Annotated in this window: 17 protein-coding genes; 10 read left to right on the top strand and 7 right to left on the bottom strand. The window is 74.0% G+C overall.

Going from position 1 to position 21,876, the window contains the following annotated elements; genetic code table 11:
* Nucleotides 1-99: 99 nt before the first annotated feature.
* From pflB to EBO36_RS08345, 3 genes are all read left to right on the top strand, one after another.
* Nucleotides 100-2,364, top strand: coding sequence for a formate C-acetyltransferase (pflB, locus tag EBO36_RS08355; protein WP_122824199.1), 2,265 nt, complete (start codon nucleotides 100-102; stop codon nucleotides 2,362-2,364).
* Nucleotides 2,365-2,534: 170 nt separating this feature from the next.
* A complete protein-coding gene (pflA, locus tag EBO36_RS08350) occupies nucleotides 2,535-3,299 on the top strand; it encodes a pyruvate formate-lyase-activating protein (protein WP_122825549.1) in 765 nt (254 codons plus the stop codon).
* Between the two features lie 99 nt (nucleotides 3,300-3,398).
* A complete protein-coding gene (locus EBO36_RS08345) occupies nucleotides 3,399-5,201 on the top strand; it encodes a thioester domain-containing protein (RefSeq protein WP_164471408.1) in 1,803 nt (600 codons plus the stop codon).
* A gap of 73 nt (nucleotides 5,202-5,274) precedes the next feature.
* On the opposite strand, the gene EBO36_RS08340 is transcribed toward EBO36_RS08345, so the two are convergent.
* The 3 genes from EBO36_RS08340 to EBO36_RS08330 all read right to left on the bottom strand — a co-directional run bounded on the left by EBO36_RS08340 (nucleotide 5,275) and on the right by EBO36_RS08330 (nucleotide 9,283).
* Entirely contained in the window at nucleotides 5,275-7,383 is a 2,109-nt protein-coding gene (locus EBO36_RS08340; RefSeq protein WP_122824197.1) for a 3-hydroxyacyl-CoA dehydrogenase NAD-binding domain-containing protein, read from the bottom strand.
* A 62-nt stretch (nucleotides 7,384-7,445) separates the two neighbouring features.
* A complete protein-coding gene (locus tag EBO36_RS08335) occupies nucleotides 7,446-8,672 on the bottom strand; it encodes an HRDC domain-containing protein (RefSeq protein ID WP_122824196.1) in 1,227 nt (408 codons plus the stop codon).
* Between the two features lie 35 nt (nucleotides 8,673-8,707).
* A complete protein-coding gene (locus tag EBO36_RS08330) occupies nucleotides 8,708-9,283 on the bottom strand; it encodes a DUF3000 domain-containing protein (RefSeq protein ID WP_122824195.1) in 576 nt (191 codons plus the stop codon).
* 112 nt (nucleotides 9,284-9,395) lie between these two features.
* Between EBO36_RS08330 and EBO36_RS08325 the strand changes: the two genes are divergently transcribed.
* Complete coding sequence (locus EBO36_RS08325) at nucleotides 9,396-10,670, top strand: carboxylate--amine ligase (RefSeq protein WP_122824194.1); 1,275 nt, start codon at nucleotides 9,396-9,398, stop codon at nucleotides 10,668-10,670.
* Nucleotides 10,671-10,691: 21 nt separating this feature from the next.
* Here EBO36_RS08325 and EBO36_RS08320 read toward each other — a convergent pair whose 3' ends face one another.
* From EBO36_RS08320 to EBO36_RS08310, 3 genes are all read right to left on the bottom strand, one after another.
* Complete coding sequence (locus tag EBO36_RS08320; RefSeq protein WP_122824193.1) at nucleotides 10,692-11,399, bottom strand: hypothetical protein; 708 nt, start codon at nucleotides 11,397-11,399, stop codon at nucleotides 10,692-10,694.
* Nucleotides 11,396-11,815 carry a PadR family transcriptional regulator gene (locus tag EBO36_RS08315; RefSeq protein WP_122824192.1) on the bottom strand — a complete coding sequence of 140 codons (420 nt, stop codon included), beginning with the start codon at nucleotides 11,813-11,815 and terminating at the stop codon, nucleotides 11,396-11,398. The genes EBO36_RS08320 and EBO36_RS08315 overlap by 4 nt, the downstream gene beginning before the upstream one ends.
* Nucleotides 11,816-11,914: 99 nt before the next feature.
* The gene (locus tag EBO36_RS08310; protein ID WP_122825548.1) at nucleotides 11,915-12,745 is read right to left on the bottom strand and encodes a putative RNA methyltransferase; all 831 of its coding nucleotides are present in this window, start codon (nucleotides 12,743-12,745) and stop codon (nucleotides 11,915-11,917) included.
* Between the two features lie 116 nt (nucleotides 12,746-12,861).
* On the opposite strand from EBO36_RS08310, the gene EBO36_RS08305 reads away from it, so the two are divergent.
* The 4 genes from EBO36_RS08305 to EBO36_RS08290 all read left to right on the top strand — a co-directional run bounded on the left by EBO36_RS08305 (nucleotide 12,862) and on the right by EBO36_RS08290 (nucleotide 19,076).
* Complete coding sequence (locus tag EBO36_RS08305; protein WP_122824191.1) at nucleotides 12,862-13,836, top strand: LLM class flavin-dependent oxidoreductase; 975 nt, start codon at nucleotides 12,862-12,864, stop codon at nucleotides 13,834-13,836.
* A gap of 103 nt (nucleotides 13,837-13,939) precedes the next feature.
* Nucleotides 13,940-16,648 (top strand): bifunctional acetaldehyde-CoA/alcohol dehydrogenase, encoded by a 2,709-nt coding sequence (adhE, locus tag EBO36_RS08300; RefSeq protein ID WP_187695806.1) that lies wholly within the window; start codon nucleotides 13,940-13,942, stop codon nucleotides 16,646-16,648.
* A 164-nt stretch (nucleotides 16,649-16,812) separates the two neighbouring features.
* The gene (locus EBO36_RS08295; protein ID WP_244925412.1) at nucleotides 16,813-17,940 is read left to right on the top strand and encodes a lipid II:glycine glycyltransferase FemX; all 1,128 of its coding nucleotides are present in this window, start codon (nucleotides 16,813-16,815) and stop codon (nucleotides 17,938-17,940) included.
* Nucleotides 17,937-19,076, top strand: coding sequence for a lipid II:glycine glycyltransferase FemX (locus EBO36_RS08290; RefSeq protein ID WP_122824189.1), 1,140 nt, complete (start codon nucleotides 17,937-17,939; stop codon nucleotides 19,074-19,076). Before EBO36_RS08295 ends, EBO36_RS08290 begins: the two co-directional genes overlap by 4 nt.
* A 42-nt stretch (nucleotides 19,077-19,118) precedes the next feature.
* On the opposite strand, the gene EBO36_RS08285 is transcribed toward EBO36_RS08290, so the two are convergent.
* Nucleotides 19,119-19,604: a hypothetical protein gene (locus EBO36_RS08285; RefSeq protein WP_122824188.1), complete on the bottom strand. Its 486-nt coding sequence runs from the start codon at nucleotides 19,602-19,604 to the stop codon at nucleotides 19,119-19,121.
* 143 nt (nucleotides 19,605-19,747) lie between these two features.
* Here EBO36_RS08285 and EBO36_RS08280 point away from each other — a divergent pair, with 143 nt between their 5' ends.
* Both EBO36_RS08280 and EBO36_RS08275 read left to right on the top strand, forming a co-directional pair.
* Nucleotides 19,748-20,770 carry a siderophore ABC transporter substrate-binding protein gene (locus tag EBO36_RS08280; protein ID WP_122824187.1) on the top strand — a complete coding sequence of 341 codons (1,023 nt, stop codon included), beginning with the start codon at nucleotides 19,748-19,750 and terminating at the stop codon, nucleotides 20,768-20,770.
* Between the two features lie 65 nt (nucleotides 20,771-20,835).
* Complete coding sequence (locus tag EBO36_RS08275; protein ID WP_122825545.1) at nucleotides 20,836-21,834, top strand: ABC transporter permease; 999 nt, start codon at nucleotides 20,836-20,838, stop codon at nucleotides 21,832-21,834.
* Nucleotides 21,835-21,876 lie beyond the last annotated feature (42 nt).

Genomic DNA, 21,876 nt, shown 5'->3' with positions numbered 1-21,876 from the left:
CTGTGACCGGGCCCACCGGGGTCCTGCGGCCTAGGTCCCACGCGGCGCCGGGGGGCGCGGCCTAGCGTGGGAGATACCACCACGACGAGGAGGCATGGCATGGCCACCACCGTTCCCGAGACGCAGTCCCAGTCCAGCAACGACGCATGGCGCACGTTCACGGGCGGCCGTTGGCAGGAGACCATCGACGTCCGCGACTTCATCCAGCGGAACTACCGCCCCTACGAGGGCGACGCCGCCTTCCTCGCGGGTCCCACCGAGCGCACCACCGGCATCTGGGCGCGGCTGAGCGAGATGTTCCCGGCCGAGCGTGAGAAGGGCGTCTACGACGTCGACGCGACGACGCCGTCGTCCATCACCGCCCACGGCCCCGGCTACATCGACCGCGACAACGAGATCGTCGTCGGCCTGCAGACGGACGCCCCGCTCAAGCGCGCGATCATGCCGTACGGCGGCTGGCGGATGGTCGAGACCTCCCTGAAGACCTACGGGTACGAGGTCGACCCGGTCCTGCGCGACATCTTCACCAAGTACCGCAAGACCCACAACCAGGGCGTCTTCGACGTCTACCCCTCCGACGTGCGCGCCGCCCGCAGCTCCCACCTCATCACCGGCCTGCCGGACGCCTACGGCCGCGGCCGGATCATCGGCGACTACCGCCGGGTCGCGCTCTACGGCGTCGACGCGCTCATCGCGGCCAAGAAGGCCGACCGGGCCGAGCTCGACGCCCAGCGCTCCACCGAGGACGTCATCCGCGACCGTGAGGAGAACGCGGAGCAGATCCGCGCGCTCACCGAGCTCAAGGAGATGGCCGCCTCCTACGGCTACGACATCTCCCGCCCGGCCGCCAGCGCCTACGAGGCGATCCAGTGGCTGTACTTCGCCTACCTCGGCGCGGTCAAGGAGCAGAACGGCGCGGCCATGTCGCTCGGGCGCACCTCGACCTTCCTCGACGTCTTCATCGAGCGGGACCTCGCCGCCGGTGTCCTCACCGAGTCCCAGGCGCAGGAGATGATCGACGACTTCGTCATCAAGCTCCGCATCGTGCGGTTCCTGCGCACCCCCGAGTACGACGACCTCTTCTCCGGCGACCCGACCTGGGTGACGGAGTCGATCGGTGGGATCGGCGTGGACGGCCGCCCGCTGGTGACCAAGACGTCGTTCCGCATGCTGCAGACCCTGTACAACCTCGGCCCGGCCCCGGAGCCCAACCTCACCGTGCTGTGGTCGGACGCGCTGCCCGAGGGCTTCAAGCGGTTCTGCGCCCAGGTCTCCATCGACACCTCGGCCATCCAGTACGAGTCCGACGAGCTCATCCGCCAGGCCTGGGGGGACGACGCGGGCATCGCCTGCTGCGTGTCGGCCATGGCCATCGGCAAGCAGATGCAGTTCTTCGGCGCGCGGGTCAACGTCGCCAAGGCGCTCCTGTACGCCATCAACGGCGGCCGTGACGAGGTCTCCGGCCGCCAGGTGTCGCCGGTGCGCAAGCCGGTCGAGGGCGACGTCCTCGACTACGACGACGTCGTCACCCGCTACGACGACCTGCTCGACTGGCTCGCCGAGACCTACGTGGACGCGCTCAACTGCATCCACTACATGCACGACAAGTACGCCTACGAGCGCCTGGAGATGGCGCTGCACGACAAGGACGTGCTGCGCACCCTCGCCTGCGGCATCGCCGGCCTGAGCGTCGCGGCCGACTCGCTGTCGGCGATCAAGTACGCGACGGTCCGGCCCGTCCGCAACGAGGACGGCCTCGTCGTCGACTACGACGTCGAGGGGGAGTTCCCGTGCTTCGGGAACGACGACGACCGGGTCGACGACATCGCGCGGAGCATCGTCGAGAAGTTCATGGCGAAGATCCGGGCGGTCCCCACCTACCGCAACGCGGTGCACACCCAGTCGGTGCTCACCATCACCTCGAACGTCGTCTACGGCAAGCACACCGGCAACACCCCGGACGGGCGCCGCACCGGTGAGCCGTTCGCGCCGGGTGCCAACCCGATGAACGGACGCGACACGCACGGGATGCTCGCCTCGGCGCTGTCGGTGGCCAAGCTGCCCTACGACGAGGCGCAGGACGGGATCTCCCTCACCAACACCGTGGTGCCCTCCGGGCTGGGCCGGACCAAGGACGAGCAGGTGGCCAACCTCGTCGGCCTCCTCGACGCCTACATGGGCTCCTCCGGCTACCACATGAACGTCAACGTCCTCAACCGCGAGACGCTGCAGGACGCGATGGAGCACCCGGAGAACTACCCCCAGCTCACCATCCGGGTGTCGGGCTACGCGGTGAACTTCGTCCGCCTCACCCGCGAGCAGCAGCTCGACGTCATCTCCCGGACGTTCCACGGCACGCTGTGACCGCAGCCGCGCACGACGACGCCGGGGAGGCCCGCGTGGGCACCACGCTGCGCCTGCCCGGCGTCGTCGCGCCTGACGGCCTCAACGGCGAGTACGTCGCCGTTCCCGAGGACGCCGTCCCGCGGCTGCGGCCGGCGGCGGGCACCGCCGGGCTGGCGACGGCGGGGGAGATGTCCCACGCGGAGCATCTCGCGGCCGTGCGCGCCGGTGACATCGGCTCCCTGCACTCGTGGGAGCTCGTCACCGCGGTCGACGGCCCCGGCACCCGGCTCACGGTCTTCCTCGCCGGGTGCCCCCTGCGGTGCCTGTACTGCCACAACCCGGACACCCTGAAGATGAAGGACGGCGAGGCCGTCGAGGTGACCGAGCTGCTCAAGCGGGTCAAGCGGTACGTCCCGGTGTTCCGGGCCACCGGGGGCGGCCTCACCGTCTCCGGCGGGGAGCCGCTCATGCAGCCCGCGTTCCTCGCCCGCCTGCTGCGCGGCGCCAAGGAGCTCGGGGTGCACACGGCGATCGACACCTCCGGCTTTCTCGGGGCGCACGCCAGCGACGCCCTCCTCGACGACGTCGACCTCGTCCTCCTCGACGTGAAGTCCGGGCTGCCGGAGACGTACCGCCGCACGACCGGGCGCGAGCTCGCCCCCACCCTGGAGTTCGGCCGCCGGCTGGCGGCGCGGGGCACGGAGATCTGGGTGCGGTTCGTCCTCGTCCCCGGCCTCACCGACGCCGTGGAGAACGTCGCCGCGGTCGCCGCCTACGTCGCGTCCCTGTCCACGGTGAGCCGGGTCGAGGTGCTGCCCTTCCACCAGATGGGGCGGGACAAGTGGGACCGGCTGGGGCTGGACTACCAGCTCGAGGACACCCCGGCACCGACCGCCGAGACCGTCGAGCGGGTCCGCGGGCAGTTCCGCGCCCGCGGCCTCACCGTCTTCTGAGCGAGTCGCGCCGAAGGACGGGCGGCCCAGGCATGGCCCCTTCGCCCGTTCGGTGAGAGTCTGTCGCCACGCGCTCGATCGGTACCGGGGGGAACACTGATGCGTGCAGGGACCGACGACCATGTAGTGCGCCGCAGGGGTGTGCTCGCCCGGCTGGGCGCGGCAGTGACGACCGCCGTGCTGGTCGTCCTGGCCCTCGGGCCTACGGCCCAGGCAAGCTTCGACCCCGACGGCGTGGCGACGGGCCCGCGCGGGGACATGACCGATCTGACCATCACCGGCGTCGAGGCGGGGGCGCCGGTGCGCGGCGCGACCGCGCCCGAAGGCTTCGACCCGCTGGCGGGCTATCCCGACGCGCCGCCCCTGGGGTCGACCCGCAACGACAAGTCCTTCATCGGGACGATCATCGCGACGGACACCCTCACCGGGCAGGAAGCCCTCACGTACTGCATCGAGATCAACGTGGCCACTCAGGTGGGGATCAACTACGTGCGCGCGACGTGGGACGAGGCGAACGTCCCCAACCTCGGTTACGTGGCGTACATCCTCGACGGGTACTACCCGGCCACCGACGAGCCGGCGGCCGCCCCCACCGTGGACGAGCGCGCCGCGGCGGTCCAGGCGGCCATCTGGTACTTCACGGACGACTACGTCGTCGACGCCGACGAGCCGCTCCGGCCGTGGGTCGCCGCGATCGTCGCGGACGCGCTGACGAACGGCCCGCGCGCCGAGCCGGTCGAGCCGGCGTTCGAGGTGACCCCCCAGGTCATGCGCGCGCCGGCGACCGGCGAGATCGTCGGCCCGTTCACCGTCACCGCGGACGGGCCCGCGACGCTGCGGTCGGTGGGGGTCGAGGTCTTCACCGACCCCGAGGGCACGGCGGCGCTGCCGGACGGGGCCGTGGTCGAGCCGGGGGCCGAGCTGTGGGCCCGCAGCGTCTCCGCCGAGACGCCGCAGTACTTCGTCCTCGAACGCGCGCTGACGGTCCTTGAGAGCACTGTCTACGTCTACGACGGCACGAACCCCGGCCGGCAGAACGCGCAGAAGCTCGTCCTCGCCGAGCCCACCTCGCTGGTCCGCCGCGCCCAGGCCGTCCTCGAGCCCTACGCCGCCGGCTCGCTCGAGCTCACCAAGGTCATCACCGGCGACGGGGCGGGGCTCCAGTCCGACGTCCTCCTCGACGTCGTCTGCACGTTCCCGGGGAGCGAGGACACGCTCACCCGGACCGTCACGGTGCCCGCGGGTACCGCCGCGGGCGCGCACCCGCAGACCGTCTCCGGGCTGCCGGCCGAGGGGGAGTGCACCGTCACCGAGCGCGACGACGGCGACAACGGCCGGGTCGCGGTCTCCGCCACGTCCGTGGAGCCCGCCTCGGTCGTCGTCAGCGCGGACTCGGGGGCCGCGGTCACCGTCACCAACGACTACGCCGTCGCGGTGGGAGCGCTCCAGGTGAGCAAGTCGATCACCGGCCCGCGTGCGGGCCACCAGGGGCCCATCACGCTCCAGGTGACGTGCGAGGCGCCGGACGGCCCGAGCGAGACCGTGGTCGAGCTGCCCGCGGGGCTGGACGCCGGGGTCCACGCGGCGGTCGAGATCACCGACGTCCCCGCCGGGACCGAGTGCACCGTCACCGAGACCGGGACCGGGGAGACACCCGGGGCCGTGCTCCTGTCGAGCGCCGTCGACCCGGACCCCGTGACCGTCGTCGAGGAGGAGACGGCCCACGTCCTCGTCACCAACGAGTACGGCACCGCGAGCGCCACGCCCGACTCTCCGTCGGCCCCCTCGGACGGCGGCGGACGCCTGCCGGAGACCGGCGCCGACCCCGCGGCGCTCGCCCTCCTCGTCGGGCTGCTCACCGTCGCCGGCGCTGGTCTCCTCGCCCGGCGCGCCACGTCCTGACGACCCGCCGGCCTGTGCCGGCGTCACCGCGCGCGGGGCAAGGCCACCCCTCCCGGGGGTGGCCCCGCACGGCTCAGCCGGCGGCGGCCAGGCTCGCGACGCCGGGGGCGAGGAAGCGGCGGCCCAGCACCCGCTCGGACGCCCCGCTCCGGTCGAGGTAGGGGGTGAGGCCGCCGTTGTGCAGCGGCCAGCCCGCGCCGAGGATCATCGCCACGTCGACGTCCTCGGGGCCGGCGACGACGCCGTCCGCGAGCAGCGCGCCCGCCTCCTGCGCCAGCGCCTCCTGGACGCGGTGGAGGACGCCGTCGGCGTCGAGCGGCTCCGCGAGCGGGCGGGAGCCGAAGTAGCCGGCGATCTCGGGCCGCACCCGTGACGACGCGCTCGGCCGGCCCTCGAAGGCCACGAGCGGCTCGCCCTCGGCGACGAGGCGGTCGAGGCCGGGTGAGGCGGGGTACCGGTCGCCGAGCTCCGCGCGCAGCGTGTGGAGGACGTGCGCCGCCACCGCCGGCCCGACGAGCTGAAGCAGCGGGAACGGGCCCATGGGCAGACCCATGGGCGCCAGGGCGCGCTCGGCGTCGGCGAGGGAGGTGCCCTCCTCGCAGGCCCCGAGGACCTCGCCGAGGAGCCGGACGAGGAGCCGGTTGACGACGAAGCCCGGCGCGTCGGCGACCGCCACGGCGGTCTTGCGGCAGGCGGCGGCCACCGCGAACGCCGTGGCGTACGCGGCGTCGTCGGTGCGCGGCGCCCGCACCACCTCCACCAACGGCATCTGCGCCACCGGGTTGAAGAAGTGCAGCCCCACCAGGCGGGCCGGGTGGGCGAGGGCGTCGGCCATCGCCGTGACCGACAGCGCGGAGGTGTTGGTGGCGAGGATGCAGTCGGGCCGGACCACGCCCTCCACCTCGGCGAACACCGCGCGCTTGACGTCGAGCTCTTCGAAGACGGCCTCGATGACGAGGTCGGCGTCCGCGAGGTCCGCCAGGTCCGTCGTGGCGTGCACCCGGGCGACGACGGCCTCGGCGTCGGCCGGCGTCAGGCGCCCGGACCGGGCGAGGCCGGCCGCACCGGCGCGCACCGCCGCGAGCCCGGCCTCGGCGCGGTCGGCGTCGAGGTCGCGCATGGTCACCGGGACGCGCAGCCGGGAGGCGAGGAGCAGGGCGAGCTGGCTGGCCATGAGGCCGGCGCCGATGACGCCGATCCGGCGGACGGGTCGCGCCAGCTCGGCCGCCGGCGCCCCGGTCGGGGCCTTGGCCCGGCGGCGGGTGAGGCGCTGGGCGTACAGACCGGCCCGGAGCTGGTCGGACATGATGAGCTCGACGAGCGCGTCGTCCTCGGCGGCGAACGCCTCGGCCCGGGTGGCCGTGCGGGCGGCCTCGACGAGCGCCAGCGCGCGGGCCGCGGCCGGGGCGCCCCCGGCGGCGCGCCGGTCGGCGGCGCCGCGCCGGGCCGCCACCGCGGCGTCCCACGCGGCGGCGTCGGCCGTGCGGTCGGGGCGCGGCGGCTCGATGGCGCCGGTGAGCACCTCGACCACCCAGCTGAGGGCCCCGGGCAGGAAGTCCTCGCCGGGGCGCTGCACGGTGTCGACGAGGCCGAGCTCCAGGGCGCCCTGGGCGTCGAGGAGCGCCCGCCGCGGGGGCTGGTCGATGATGACCTGGAGGGCGGCCTCGGGGCCGAGGAGCCGGGGGAGCAGGGAGCACCCGCCCCAGCCGGGGACGAGCCCCAGCTGGGTCTCGGGCAGCCCGAGCGCGCGGACGTCGGCCGCCGCCGCCCGGTACGTGCAGGCCAGGGCGAGCTCGAGCCCGCCGCCGAGTGCGAGGCCGCCCACCAGGGCGAACGTCGGCACCGGCAGGTCGCCGAGCGCGGCGACCACCGCGTGGCCCGCCTCGGCGATCCGGCGGGCGTCGGCCGCATCCGTGACCGTCGCGACGACGTCGAGGTCCGCGCCCGCGGCGAAGGCGTCCGTGGTGCCCGTCAGCGCGACGGCGACGAGCTCACCCGCATGCGCCCGGGCGGCGACCTCGGCGAGGGTCGCCCGCAACGCCTCGAGGGTGTGCACCCCCAGCGTGGGTGGGCGCCCGTCGGGCGGCACGAGGCGCACGAGCGCGAGCGTGCCGGTCCCGAGGTCGACGTCCTCGGCGGTCACCGTGGTGGGGGCGGGCGTGGGGCTGGTGGCGGGGGACATCGGCGCTCCGGTGATAGACGGCACTGTCGGTATCACCTATCACCGTAGCGGGTCCCCCGGGCTCAGTCCGCCGTCGCCGTGAGGGCTGCCGCCACCGGCGCCGCGAGCAGGCCGACCTGCCAGCGGCGCGCTCCGAGGGCCGTCATCGCCTCGGCGACGGCGGACTCGGTCGCCTCGGGTGGTGTCCACGCGAGCTGGCGCTGGATCGCCGGGGCGAGGAGGTTCTCCTGCGGGACGGCCACCTCGGCCGCGAGGCCACGGACCGCGCCCCGGACCGCCTCGAGCCGCGCCGCGGCGTCGGGCGCCTTGGCCGCCCACGCGCGTGGGGGCGGCGGTGTGGTCGGGTCGCCCGGGGCGCGGCGGGGCGGGAGCTCGTCCCGGGGCAGGGCGAGGGCACGCTCGACCGCGCCCCACCAGTGCGCCGCGTGCCGGCGGGCGCCCCGGCCGGTGAAGGGGGGCAGGGCGAGGAGGTCGGCCTCGCTGGCGGGCAGCGCATGGGCGGCGGCGACGATGGCGGCGTCGGGCAGGACCCGACCGGGGGAGCGGTCCACCCGCCGGGCCAGGTCCTCCCGGGCCTGCCACATCTCGCGCACGACCGCGGCGCCCCGGTCGGTGCGCACCGTGTGCATCCCCGAGGTGCGCCGCCAGGGGTCCACCCGCGGCGGGGCCGGAGGAGCGGTGCGCACCGCCTCGAACTCCTCCTGCGCCCACTCGAGCTTGCCGGCCGCGGCGAGGTCGGCGGCGAGCCGGTCGCGCAGCTCGACGAGGAGCTCGACGTCGAGGGCGGCGTAACGGAGCCAGTCCGCGGGCAGCGGCCGCGTCGACCAGTCCGCCGCCGAGTGCTCCTTCGCCAGGGTGATCCCCAGCTCCTCGGCGACGATGTGGCCCAGGCCCACCCGGTCGCGGCCGAGGAGGCGGGCGGCGAGCTCGGTGTCGAAGAGGGCGTCGGGCACCAGGCCGAGCGCACGCAGGCTCGGCAGGTCCTGGTTGGCGGCGTGCAGCACCCACTCGGTCCCGGCGAGGGCGGCGCCCAGCTCGCTGAGGTCCCGCAGGGGGACGGGATCGATGAGGACGGTGCCCGCCCCCTCACGGCGCAGCTGGACGAGGTAGGCACTCTGCCCGTACCGGTACCCGGAGGCGCGCTCGACGTCCACGGCGACCGGTCCGGTGCCGGCGGCGAGCGCGGCGGTCACCTCCGCGAGGGCCTCGGGGGTGCTCGTGACGTCGGGGACGCCGTCGGCCGGCTCGAGCAGGGGTCGCAGCGGCTCGGCGTCGGCGATGGGTTCCATGTCCCCTACCGTATGTCCCGGACCGGGCACGGCGGTCAGTGCCGCCGGCCGAGCGCGGTGACGTTCTCGGGAAGCGGCTCGAGGCCGCAGGCTGAGCACAGCAGGCGCGCCCAGGCCGCCAGGTGCGGTCCGAGGTCCGTCGTCGACGGCGTCCACGACGCGCGCACCTCGATCTCCACGGCGCGGCTCGACAGCTCGAGGCCGCCGAAGCTCTCCGACAGCACCCGGGTCACCGTGCCCGACAGCCGCTCGTGCCGCGCTCCCTCCTCGGCGAGGGCGTCGGTGAGCCAGGCCCACCCGACCTCCCCGAGCAGCGGGTCCGTGCCGAGCTCGTCCTCCAGCTCGGCGCGCGCGAGGACGATGACCCGGAACGTGCCGCCCCACGCGCTCTGGCCCTCGGGGTCGTGGAGGACGACGAACCGGCCGGAGCCGAGGATGGTGTCCGGGTCGCGGGTCTCGTTCACCTCGCCGGTGAGCGCCAGGGCGTACGGCGCGATCCGGGTGGGCGCCGGCACCTCCTCGAGGTGGAGCTCGGGGCGCTGCCGCAGGCCGCGCAGGCTGAGGAGCGCCGCCTCGAAGTCCTGCGGGATCGCGGGCCCGTCGGTGTTCACCCGGCCAGGCTAGGCGTCGGCGGGGGCGCGGGACGGAGGCGCGCCGGGCGGCGGCGATAGACTCCGCGGGCCCCCGGGCACCCCGGGGAGCGCCGCTTGAGAAGGAGGCCCCGTGCCCGCCCCGCGCCTACGACCCGTCATCCTCGGCACCGACCTCGGGGTGTACTCCATCGCCCGGTCGTTCCACGAGGCATACGGCGTGCGCTCGACCGTCGTGGCGAACTCCCCGCGCGGCCCGATCAACGACTCGCGGATCATCGACGCGGTCTTCACCGGCCAGGGCTCCAGCGAGGAGCGGATCGTCCAGGCGCTCCTCGACGTCGCCGCGGCGCACCCCGGCGAGCAGCACCTCCTCATGGTCAACGCGGAGCACGAGATCGACCTGGTCCGGCGGCACCGGGCCGTGCTCGCCGAGCGCTACGTCGTCCCCTTCGCCGACGACGACGTCCTGGCCGCCGCGGGCGACAAGGTCGAGCTCGACCGGATCTGCCGCCGCCTGGGGATCCCCGTGCCCGCCTCGCGCAGCGTCGACCTCGCCGGGGCCGGGGCGCCGGGCTGGGCGCCCCCGGCGCTCGACCTCACCTTCCCGGTCGTCCTCAAGCCGGCGGTGAGCGCCGAGCACCTCCTCATGAGCTACCCGGGGAAGAAGAAGGTGTACAGCGCGGCCGACCCAGCCGAGGCCGCCGCCGTCCTGGGCCGGATCGCGGCCGCCGGCTACCGGGACGTCGTCGTCGTCCAGGAGCTCGTCCCGGGGGACGACACGTGGGGGCGGACCGTCACGTGCTACGTCGACCGCACGGGCCGGGTGACGATGATGGCGTCCGGCCAGCTCATCCTCGGCCTGCACGCGCCGACCATGCTCGGCAACTCGGCGACCATCCTCACGGTGCCGCAGCCCGGGCTCGCCGAGCAGGCGGCCGCCATCCTGCGCGAGCTGCGCTTCACGGGCTTCGCCAACTTCGACATCAAGGTCGACCCCCGGGACGGGCGCGGTCGCTTCCTCGACCTCAACCCCCGGATCGGGCGGCCCAACTACTACGTCAACGTGGCCGGGCGGAACCCGGCGCGGGCCGTCGTCGAGGACTACTGCCCGGACGTCGCCGCGAGCGGCGGGCGGCCCGGCCCGGGCGGCGACCCGGCGGACGCCGCTCACCAGCACGTCGGGGTGTACTCCTACCTGCCCTGGTCGCTCGTGCGGCGGTACGTGCCCGACCCGGCGCTGCGCCAGCGCCTCGCCCAGGTGCGGCGCACGGAGGGGTTCGCGCACCCGCTGGACTACCCGGCCGACCGCAACCTGCGGCGCCGGCGCTACCGCGCGCTGAGCACGCTCAACCTCGTACGGGACTTCCGCCGGTACTACCCGCGGCCTACCGAGACGGGCTTCTGAGGGGCTCCGGGGCGCACTCGCTCAGGTGAGCCGGTCGAGGACGGCGAGCAGGACCATGAGGACGACGGTGGCGAGGGGCAGCAGCCACGGCGTGAGGGCGGCCATGATCCGACCGGCGCGGGTGTCCTCGTCCTCGCGCCCGGTCACCGGGCTGACCACGGGGTCCGCGTCGGCGTCGGCGGAGAGCACCTCCCACAGGGACGTCGCGAGGAGCCCGGCGGCACCGACGGCCATGACGACGGGCGTGGGAAGGACGACCAGCGGCTGCGTGAGGAGCACCTGGACCACGACCGTCCCGGCGACGACCGCGCCCATGACGAGCCCCGACCACCACGGGTGCCGGACGATGACGGAGAGCAGGCGCGGGAGCATGAGCACCGCGCCGACCAGCAGGGCGACGACGGCGACGTGGCCGAGCGTGAGGGTGAAGCCCTCGCCGTCCAGCCACGCGGTGAAGCCCCACAGCGTGAGGAACATCGAGGCGATGGCGGCGACGCTGCGGGCGATGACGACGCCGAGGCCCAGGGGCTCGGCCGGCAGGTCGAGGGTCCGCGCGTAGGCCACCGGGTCGCCGAAGGCCTCGCGCGCGCTCTGCCCGCTCTCGGCGCAGTGGGACCGGACCTGCTCGAGGGCGTCGCCGATCGCGTGGCCGTCGACGTCCCGCAGGCGGAGCTCGACGATGAAGTCGCTCTCCCACGCGCTGTCCAGAGCGTTGTCGTTCCTGGTCATGAGGAGGCCTTTCGGGAGGGGGCGGGCGCCGGGGCGCCGGGGTGGTCGCGGCCCGCGGGTGGGGCAGCGGGGGTGCCGCGGTCGGGGGAGGGCGCGAGGTGGTCGGTGACCGTCCGGGCGAACTCCGACCAGCGCGCGGACAGCTCCGCGAGCTCGGTGCGGCCCCGGTCGGTGAGCGCGTAGTACTTGCGGGCCGGGCCCCCCTCGCCGGTGCGCCACTCCGGCGCGATGACGCCGGCCTTCTCGAACCGGGTGAGGAGCGGGTAGAGCGTGCCGCCCTTGATGGAGCCGAGCCCGGCGGCCTCGAGGTCGGCGGCGATGGCGTACCCGTAGGTGGGGGCCTCGGCCACCGCCCGCAGGACGCACACCTCGAGGACGCCGCGCAGCCACTCGCTCGGCCAGGCTTGTGTCGTCATGGCTAGATCGTATGGCTATCTAGTATGCCTGTCTACCTATTGGGCGCGGCTATCTAGTCGGGGAGGCGGAACCGGCGTGCGTGGCCGGCCCCCGCGGGCTCAGGCGGCGGCGAAGGAGGAGAGCGTCACCGAGACGGTGACGTGGACGCGGTCGGGCAGGGCTGCGGCGCGCGCGCGCAGCTCGTCGGCCGCCACGTGGTGGGCGCTCGGGCCCATGAGGGCGAGCTCGGCGACGTCGGCGTGGCCCATCGACGCCCGGTAGGTCACCGCGGTCTCGGTGACCTGCTCCAGCCCCTTCAGGCGGGCGTCGAGCCGCTCGGCCTTGCGCGGGTCGACGGCGAGCAGGCCCAGCGGGCCGACGAGCTCGCCCAGGTGCGCCGGCGTCGGCGCGACGAGGAGGAGCCGGCCGACCCCGGGGGTGAGGACCCGGCGGATCTCCGGGCCGTTGCGCGGCCCGAACACGCTGAGCACGACGGCGGCGGCGCCGGTGCGCACCGGCAGCGGCTGCCACACGTCCGCCGCCGCGGCGGCCAGCCGTTCGTGGGCGCGCGCGGCCCGACGCAGCGCCGGCTTGGACAGGTCGAGGTCGAGGCCGAGGAGGCCCGGCCGGTCCTCGAGCACCGCCCGCAGGTAGTACCCGGTGCCCCCGGCGAGGTCGACGCACAGGCCGTCGTCGGTCACGCCGGCGACGGCGTCCCGCAGCGCCCGCGCGAGGGGCGCGTAGTGGCCGCGCCCGAGGAAGGCGTCGCGCGCCGCCACCATCGCGGCCGTGTCCCCGGTCACGGCCGGGGCGCCGCCGCGCTGGAGGGAGGCGTAGCCCTGGCGGGCGACGTCGAAGGCGTGGCCGCCGCTGCAGCGCAGCGTTCCCGCGCCCAGGGTGAGCCCCGCGGTGCACACCGGGCAGGCCAGGGCCGGCGTCACCCGTTCCAGCGCGGACACCACGACCACCTCCGCGCCCACCGTAGAGGAGAAATAACGGCGGCCCGCGCCCGGTTGTCGCCTCAGCGCGCCCGCCACGGGCACCACCCGCACAACGAAAGGCCACCATGACCCTCCCGCTCTCCATCCTCGACCTTGCCCCCATCGGTGCGAACGAGACCACCCGGGACAGCCTCGAGGGGAGCGTGGCCCTGGCCCAGCTCGCGGAGCGGTCGGGCTACACGCGGGTCTGGTACGCCGAGCACCACAACATGCCCACCATCGCCTCCTCGGCGACGGCGGTGCTCATCGCCCACGTCGCCGCCCACACGAGCACCATCCGGCTCGGGTCGGGCGGGATCATGCTGCCCAACCACTCCCCGCTGGTCATCGCCGAGCAGTTCGGCACGCTGGCGACGCTGCACCCGGGACGGATCGACCTCGGTCTGGGGCGCGCGCCGGGGACCGACCAGAAGACCCTGCGGGCCCTGCGCCGTGACCCCATGTCCGCCGACGCCTTCCCCCAGGACGTCCAGGAGCTCCAGGGCTACCTCACCGGGAACACGCTCATCCCCGGCGTCAACGCCACCCCCGGCGCGGGCACGGACGTCCCGCTGTACATCCTCGGCTCGTCCCTGTTCGGCGCCCACCTGGCCGCGGCGCTCGGGCTGCCCTACGCGTTCGCCTCGCACTTCGCCCCGGCGGCGCTGCACGACGCCGTCGCCGCCTACCGCCGGGAGTTCCAGCCCTCCGCGCAGCTCGACGCGCCGTACGTCATCGCCGGGGTCAACGTCCTCGCCGCGGACACCGAGGCGCAGGCGCAGGAGCAGCTCGCCGTCGTCCGCCGCCAGCGGGTCTCGCTCCTCATCGGGCCGGACCGCACCGTCACCGACGAGCAGGCGGACGCCATCCTCGCCTCGCCGCAGGGCCAGCAGCTCGCCCAGATGCTCAAGTACACCGCCGTGGGCACCCCGGCTGCGGTGCGCGAGTACCTCACCGAGTTCGCCGCCCACTCGGGCGCGGACGAGCTCATCGTCGCCCACCAGACCCCGTCGGTGGAGCAGCGGCTGCGGTCGGTCGAGCTGGCCGCGCCGCAGGCCTGAACGGCGCCTGGGACCTAGGGCCGTAGGCCCAAAGCCTCAGGATCCGGGCCCCGGCGGGGGTGATGCTGGTGTCTACGCCGAACGACCGACACCGGGAGCGACAGTGGACATCGCCAGCATCGACCAGCTCGTCGAGCGGGGCCTCGCCGCGCTCGACCAGTACCAGTCCCTCACGCAGGAGGACGTCGACCGGATCGTCAAGAAGGCGTCGGTGGCGGCCCTCAACGAGCACGGCGGCCTCGCCCGGAAGGCGGTCGCCGAGACCGGCCGCGGGGTCTTCGAGGACAAGGCGACGAAGAACATCTTCGCGTGCGAGCACGTCACGCACTCCATGCGGGGGATGCGCACGGTCGGCGTGGTGGGGGAGGACGAGCTCGCCGGCATCGTCGAGATCGCCGAGCCCGTGGGCGTCGTCGCCGGCGTCACGCCGGTGACGAACCCCACCTCCACCGCCATCTTCAAGGCGCTCATCTGCCTCAAGACCCGCAACCCCATCATCTTCGCCTTCCACCCCGGCGCCCAGGAGTGCTCGGTCGCCGCCGCCCGCATCGTCCGCGATGCCGCGGTGGCCGCCGGGGCCCCGGAGCACTGCATCCAGTGGGTGGAGAGCCCGAGCATGGCCGCCACGGACGCGCTCATGCGCCACCCCGGCGTCTCGCTCATCCTCGCCACCGGAGGAAACGGCATGGTCCGCGCCGCCTACTCGTGCGGGAAGCCGGCCCTGGGCGTCGGGGCGGGCAACGTGCCCGCCTACGTCCACGCCAGCGCCGACGTCGAGCGCGCGGCGAACGACCTCGTGCTGTCCAAGTCCTTCGACAACGGCATGATCTGCGCCTCCGAGCAGGCCGTCATCCTCGACGACGCCGTCTACGACCGGGCGATCGCCGGCATGGAGCGCCTGCACGCGCACCGCGCGACGGCCGAGGAGAAGGCCCTCCTCGAGGAGCTGATCTTCGGGGTCCGGGCGGGGGAGGAGAGCTGCTCCGGCGCGACGCTCAACGCCGCCGTCGTCGGCAAGTCCGCCGCATGGATCGCCCGCGAGGCCGGCTTCACCGTGCCCGAGGACACCTCGATCATCCTCGTCGAGGTCGAGGGCGTCGGCCCGCACGAGCCGCTGACCCGGGAGAAGCTGTGCCCCGTCCTCGCCGTCCTGCGCGCGCCGTCGACGGAGGCGGGCATCCGCTACGCCGAGGAGATGGTGGAGTTCGAGGGTCTCGGCCACTCCGCCGTCATCCACGCCACGGACACCGACCTCATCCGCCGGTACGGCGCCCGGGTCAAGGCGGTGCGGATCATCACCAACGCGCCGGCCTCCCTGGGCGGCATCGGCGACATCTACAACGCCTTCATCCCGTCCCTCACGCTGGGCTGCGGCTCCTACGGCCGCAACTCGGTGTCCAACAACGTCTCGGCGGTGAACCTCATCAACATCAAGCGCATCGCCCGGCGGAACAACAACCTCCAGTGGTTCAAGGTGCCGGCGAAGACCTACTTCGAGCCGCACGCCATCCGCTACCTCTACGACATGGAGGGCATCACGCGGGTGACGATCGTCACCGACGCCACGATGACCCGCCTGGGCTACGTCGACCGGGTCCTCGACGTCCTCGGCCGCCGCCCCGAGCGGGTCGCCCTGCAGATCATCGACGACGTGGAGCCGGAGCCGTCCATCGGGACGGTGCGCAAGGGCGCGGAGAGCATGCGCGCCTTCCGGCCCGACACCATCATCGCGCTCGGCGGCGGCTCGCCGATGGACGCGGCCAAGGTGATGTGGCTGCTCTACGAGCACCCCGAGGTGCGCTTCGAGGACCTGCGGGAGAAGTACCTCGACGTGCGCAAGCGCGCGTTCCGGTTCCCGGCGCTGGGCGAGCTGGCCAAGCTCGTGTGCATCCCCACCAGCTCGGGCACCGGCGCCGAGGTGACGCCGTTCGCGGTGATCTCCGACCCGGAGACGGGCTACAAGTACCCCCTCGCGGACTACGCCCTCACCCCGTCGGTCGCGATCATCGACCCCGAGCTCACCCGGGACATGCCGGCGACGCTCGCGGCGGACTCCGGCTTCGACGCCCTCACCCACGCCACCGAGGCGTACGTGAGCGTCTACGCCAACGACTTCACCGACGGGCTCGCGCTCCACGCCATCAAGATGATCTTCGCGAACATCGCCACCTCGGTGAACGGCGCGCGCGAGGGCATCGACCCGGGCACCGTGCGCAAGGCGCGCGAGAGCATGCACAACGCCTCGACCATCGCCGGGATGGCGTTCGGCAACGCCTTCCTCGGCGTCGTCCACGCCATGGCGCACACGGTCGGCTCGACCTACCACCAGGTCCACGGCCGCACCAACGCCGTCCTCCTGCCCCACGTCATCCGCTACAACGGCCAGGTCCCGTCCAAGCTCAACAGCTGGCCCAAGTACGGCACCTACGTGGCGCCCGAGCGGTACGCCGAGATCGCCGCGCACCTCGGCCTGCCCCACGCCACGCCCGAGGAGGGCGTGGAGGCCTACGCCCGGGCGGTGGAGGACCTGCGCCGGCAGCTCGGCATGCCGTCCTCGTTCGCCGAGATGGGCATCGAGGAGACGGAGTTCATCCCGGCGCTCGACGCCCTGGGCATGCGGGCGTTCGAGGACCAGTGCGCCCCCGCCAACCCGCGCCTGCCGATGCTCGAGGACATGAAGGACATCATGCAGGCCGCCTACTACGGCATCAGCGTCGACCAGGTGCGGCGCGACCGCGCCGCCGTCGCCGCCGACGCCCCGCAGGAGGCGGAGCGGCGCGACGCCGCCCCCACGGCGGCCCCGACGTCCTGACCGACGCGCTCCCGGGCGCCCCGCCGGGCCGTGCCCGGCGGGGCGCCCGCGTGCGACGAGCCCGCGTCCCGCGTGCCGTGACCGGCGTCCTGCGTGCCGTGACCGCGGCACCGGCGTGGCGTCACCGTAGGGTGGGTGGCCGACGAGGGAAGGTGCACCGGGTGATGAGCAGCAGGTTGAGACCGTTGGACGGCACGGAGTTCGCGGCGCTGACGGCGGACGTCGTCGTGCCCGTGGAGCAGTCCCTCGTGTGGGACGCCTACGACCGGGCGATGCCCGGCCGCCGGCCGTGGAAGCGGTTCGCCTTCGAGGTGGACGGCCGTCCGGCCGCGGTCATCGCGCTCTCCGAGTACCGCGGGCGCGGGTTCCGGTACCTGTGGGCCAAGCACGGCCCGGTCTGGATGTGCGAGCCGACCGCCGAGCTCGAGCGCGCGTTGCGGACCGTCCTCGTCGCCGGGGTGCGCGCCGTCGACCCCGGGATCGCGTTCGTCCGGCTGCACGCCCGGCACGGCGCGGACGACCTCCACGAGCTCCTCCAGTCGGTGACCTACGACCGCACCGTCGTCGTCCACCTCGACAGCCGTTCCGACGACGACCTCCTCGCCGGAATGAAGAAGCGCGGCCGCCGGGACCTGCGCAAGGGCCAGCGCGAGCACCCCGTCGAGGTGCGCGAGGAGACCGGCCTGACGGCCGACGACTTCGCCGAGCTCTACGCCGTCCTGCAGGAGACCGCGGAGCGCGACGGGTTCGGCATCCACCCGGCGAGCGTCTACACGACGATGCTCGACGCGCTCGGGCCGGGCGCCGCCCGGGTCTTCGTCGGGCGGCACGACGGCGCCATCGAGTCGTGGGTCATCGTCACCGTCCACGACGCCGCCGCCACCGCCTACTACGCGGCGAGCTCCGCCGCCGGCCGCGCCTCCGACGCCGCCACCCAGCTCTACTGGGAGATCATCCGCACGCTGCGCGACGAGGGTGTGCGGACCTTCGACTTCATGGGGATCGGCTCCGACCGGGCGCCGTCGCTGGAGTCGCTGACGACGATGAAGACCAAGTTCACCCCGGAGGTCACCGCGGTCGACGGCGCCTGGGACGTCGCCGTCCGCCCGCTGCGCTACGCCGCGCTCACCCGCGCGCTGGCGCTCAAGCGGGCCGGGGTGCGCGCGGTCCGCGAGGCCGTGCCCACCGCGCGCGGCGCGCTCGGCGCGGCCCGGCGGGCGCTCGGGGCCGCGCGACGGCCGGACGCGGCGACGACGGCAGCGGCAGACGAGAACGCGGGGGAGCAGGCATGAGCGAGAACATGGCAGGCACGGCGCTGGCGCCGGTCGACGACGAGACCTACACCCGCCTGGCCGCGGGCACGGCCCTGCCCATCGAGCAGGCGCTCGTGTGGGCGGACTTCGACGAGGTGGTCCCCGGCCGCGAGCACTGGGGCCGCCTGGCGTTCCAGGCAGGCGGCGAGGTGGTCGCCGTCCTCTCCCTCACCCAGGTCGACGGCCCCGCCGGCGTGCGCTACCTCTGGGCGAAGAACGGCCCCGTGTGGCTGACGGAGCCGACGCCGGAGCTCGAGCGCGCGCTGCGGGAGCGGCTCGTCGCGGCCCTGCGCCGCGCCGCGCCGCGCGTGGCGTTCGTCCGGCTCCACGCGCACCACGCCGCCGACGACCTGCGCGACGTCCTCCAGGGCATCACCTACGACCGCACGGTGGTCGTCGACCTCGCCCGCGAGGAGGAGGACATCTTCGCCGCCATGAAGCAGCAGGGGCGGCGCGCCATCCGCAAGGCGCTCAAGGACGACTCGCTCGCCGTGGCGGAGGAGACGGGCCTGGACGAGGCGGCGTTCGCCGAGCTCTACGACGTGCTCGTCGAGACCGGTGCCCGGGAAGGCTTCGGCCCGCACCCGGCCCGGCGCTACCTCGACATGCTGCGCACGCTCGGCGCGGAGCACGCCCGGGTCTTCGTGGTGCGGCGGGAGGGGCGCGTGCTCGCGTGGGCCCTCGTCGTCGTCAACGACGGCGAGGCGCTGTACTCGGTCGGGGCGTCCAACGCCGAGGCCCGCGGCGCCTACGCCGCCGACCTCCTCCACTGGCACATCATCCGCACCCTGGCCGCCGAGGGGGTCACCCGCTACGACCTCGCCGGCGCCGGCTCGGAGCGCTTCCCGGGCCTCAACGGGCTCACCCAGTTCAAGACGAAGTTCGAGAAGAACGTCACCGAGGTCGCCCCCGCGTGGGACCTGCCCGTGGCGCCTGCCCGCTACGAGGCGCTCGAGCGCGGCCTGGCCGCCAAGCGAGCCGCCCGTCGCCTGGCCCGCGAGCTGCCCGGGGCCGCCCGCCGGCTGGTCGGGCGGCTGCGCGGGCGCGGCGGCGCCGCCGATACCGGCGCACCCGCCGCTGCCCCCTCCGACGGTGGGCCGGCGGCCCAGGACTGACCCCGGCGGCGCGGACGGCACCGTCCGCGCCGCGGGTCGCGCTCAGCCGACGATGCTCGAGCCCGTGTAGAGGTGGAGGACGGGCACGCCCAGGGCCTCGCGGGCCCGCGAGGCCCAGTCGCGGCGGAAGGTGTCGTCGAGGGCACGCGGACGGGTGACCACGACGACCGCCATGGCGCGGAAGGTGTTCACCGCCTGGGTGAGCGCCGGGAGGGGGTCGTCCGAGACGACGGCGCCGTCGGCCCGCACGCCCGCGGCCCGCAGCTCGGCGAGCGAGCGGCTCAGCGCCTCCGAGGCCTCGGTGCGGGCCTCGGCGTCGTCCGGGTCGCCCTCGACGACGGTGTCCCACGCCTCGCGCAGCTCGAGGAGGCTGAGGTGGTTGATCACCTCGACGAGGACGTTGCGCTCGGTGTCCGCGGGGACGAGGACCTGGAACTGCGGCTCCTCGACGGTGTACAGGTCGACGATCTGGCGGACGTCCGTGGGCGCCAGGGCGTCCTCGGTAAGGATCAGCACGGTCTCGGTCACAGGTTCCTCCAGGTGGTCGGTGCCGCGAGCCTACGGCGAGCGGACGCGGTGCTGCCTCACGACCATTTTGGTTACATGACCGTTCCGTAATTCTCGGTTAGGCTCCCCTTCGTTAGGTTGCCCTTCCTACCGACTGGATCCCCGTGAGCACCTCCTCCGTTCGCCGCCCCTTCGCCGCGCTGTCCGTCACCGCCGCCGCTGCGCTCCTCCTCGCCGGGTGCGGTGGCACCGCCGAGTCCGCCGAGGAGCCCACCGGGTCCGCCGGGTCCACCGCGACGACGAGCGCGCCGAGCAGCGTCGAGATCGAGGACAACAACGGCACGCAGACCGTCGCGCTCCCGCCGCAGTCCGTCGTCGCGACCGACAACCGCACGTTCGAGACCCTCGCCGCCTGGGGCGTCGAGCTCTCGGCCGCCGCCCTGGCGCTGGCACCCGACACCGTGGAGTTCGCCAACCAGGACGACATCATCGACCTCGGCAGCCACCGTGAGCCGAACCTCGAGGCGGTCGTCGCCGTCGAGCCCGACCTCATCATCAACGGTCAGCGGTTCGCCGAGTTCCACGAGGACTTCGCCTCGCTCGCGCCCGGGGCGGCCGTGCTGTCCCTCGACCCCCGCGACGGCGAGCCCTTCGACGCCGAGCTCAAGCGCCAGGTGATGGCCCTGGGCGAGATCTTCGGCAAGCAGGCCGAGGCCGAGGCGCTCGCCGCGGACCTCGACGCCGCCATCGAGCGGGTCACCGCCGCGTACGACCCCGAGGACACCGTCATGGGCGTCATCACCTCCGGCGGCGAGATCGGCTACGTCGCCCCCGGCGCCGGGCGCACCATCGGCCCCATGTTCGACATCGTCGGGCTGACCCCCGCCCTCGAGGTGCCGGAGGGCAGCGAGGACCACCAGGGCGACGACATCTCCGTCGAGGCCATCGCCCAGTCCGACCCGGACTGGATCATCGTCATGGACCGTGACGCCGCGGTCACCGCCGACGACCCGGCCTACACGCCCGGCAGCGAGATCATCGAAGGCTCCGAGGCGCTGGCCGACGTCACCGCGGTGCGCGAGGGCAACGTCATCTACATGCCGGCCGACACGTACACGAACGAGGGCATCCAGACGTACACCGAGTTCTTCACCGCCTTCGCGGACGCGCTCGAGGCGTCGAGCTGACCATGACGGCGAGGAAGGGCGGGACGGTCGGCGACCGTCCCGCCCTTCCCACGACGGCGGCGACGATGACGGAGTCCGGCGTGACCACAGCAACCGCTCCCCGGGTACCCAAGAAGCCGGACCGGCTCTTCGACCCCATGCTCGTCGTCGGCGTGCTCGTCGTGGGCCTCCTCCTGGTCCTGTCGCTGTTCACCGGCGTCTACGAGATCGTCGGCAACGACGGCGGCGGCGAGATGTTCGCCATCACCCGGATCCCGCGCACCATCGCCCTGGTCCTCGCCGGTGCCGCGATGTCGATGTGCGGCCTCGTCATGCAGCTGCTCACCCAGAACCGCTTCGTCGAGCCCACGACGACGGGGACCACGGAGTGGGCGGGCCTGGGCCTGCTCGCCGTCATGGTGCTCGTCCCCGGTGCCTCGATCACGGCCCGCATGGGGGGCGCGGTCCTCGCCGCCTTCGTCGGCACGATGGTCTTCTTCCTGTTCCTGCGGCGGGTCTCGCTCCGCTCCTCCCTCATCGTGCCCATCGTCGGCATCATGCTCGGCGCCGTCGTGGGGTCCATCTCCACCTACATCGCCCTCCAGACCGACATGCTCCAGCAGCTCGGCGTCTGGTTCGCCGGCAGCTTCACCTCCGTGCTGCGCGGGCAGTACGAGGCGCTGTGGATCGTCGCCCTGGTCGTCGTCGCGGTCTTCGTCGCGGCCGACCGGTTCACCGTCGCCGGACTGGGCGAGGAGGTCGCCACCAACGTCGGCCTCAACTACCAGCGCATCGTCCTGCTCGGCACGGTGCTCATCGCTGTCGCCACCGGCGTCGTCACCGTCGTCGTCGGCAACCTGCCGTTCCTCGGCCTCATCGTGCCGAACATCGTCTCGATGTTCCGCGGAGACGACCTGCGGAGCAACCTCCCGTGGGTCGCGCTGATCGGCATCGCCATCGTCACCGTGTGCGACCTCATCGGCCGGGTCATCATCATGCCGTTCGAGGTGCCGGTGTCCCTCATCCTCGGCGTCGTCGGCGCGGTCGTGTTCGTCGCCCTCCTGCTCCGCCGGCGCCGTGCGTGAGCCGCGCCCGCGCCCGGGCGCCGCGAACCCCCGGGAGGACCT

Source organism: Georgenia faecalis, assembly GCF_003710105.1.
Lineage (GTDB): Bacteria > Actinomycetota > Actinomycetes > Actinomycetales > Actinomycetaceae > Georgenia_A > Georgenia_A faecalis.
Note: the sequence above shows the minus strand (reverse complement) of the source record. Positions and strands in the feature narration are given on the sequence as shown.

Coding starts and splice junctions, on each gene's coding strand:
- pflB (WP_122824199.1), top strand. CDS start 100: ATGGCCACCACCGTTCCCGAGACGCAGTCCCAGTCCAGCAACGACGCA.
- pflA (WP_122825549.1), top strand. CDS start 2,535: ATGTCCCACGCGGAGCATCTCGCGGCCGTGCGCGCCGGTGACATCGGC.
- EBO36_RS08345 (WP_164471408.1), top strand. CDS start 3,399: ATGCGTGCAGGGACCGACGACCATGTAGTGCGCCGCAGGGGTGTGCTC.
- EBO36_RS08340 (WP_122824197.1), bottom strand. CDS start 7,383: ATGTCCCCCGCCACCAGCCCCACGCCCGCCCCCACCACGGTGACCGCC.
- EBO36_RS08335 (WP_122824196.1), bottom strand. CDS start 8,672: ATGGAACCCATCGCCGACGCCGAGCCGCTGCGACCCCTGCTCGAGCCG.
- EBO36_RS08320 (WP_122824193.1), bottom strand. CDS start 11,399: ATGACCAGGAACGACAACGCTCTGGACAGCGCGTGGGAGAGCGACTTC.
- EBO36_RS08315 (WP_122824192.1), bottom strand. CDS start 11,815: ATGACGACACAAGCCTGGCCGAGCGAGTGGCTGCGCGGCGTCCTCGAG.
- EBO36_RS08305 (WP_122824191.1), top strand. CDS start 12,862: ATGACCCTCCCGCTCTCCATCCTCGACCTTGCCCCCATCGGTGCGAAC.
- EBO36_RS08295 (WP_244925412.1), top strand. CDS start 16,813: ATGAGCAGCAGGTTGAGACCGTTGGACGGCACGGAGTTCGCGGCGCTG.
- EBO36_RS08290 (WP_122824189.1), top strand. CDS start 17,937: ATGAGCGAGAACATGGCAGGCACGGCGCTGGCGCCGGTCGACGACGAG.
- EBO36_RS08275 (WP_122825545.1), top strand. CDS start 20,836: ATGACGGAGTCCGGCGTGACCACAGCAACCGCTCCCCGGGTACCCAAG.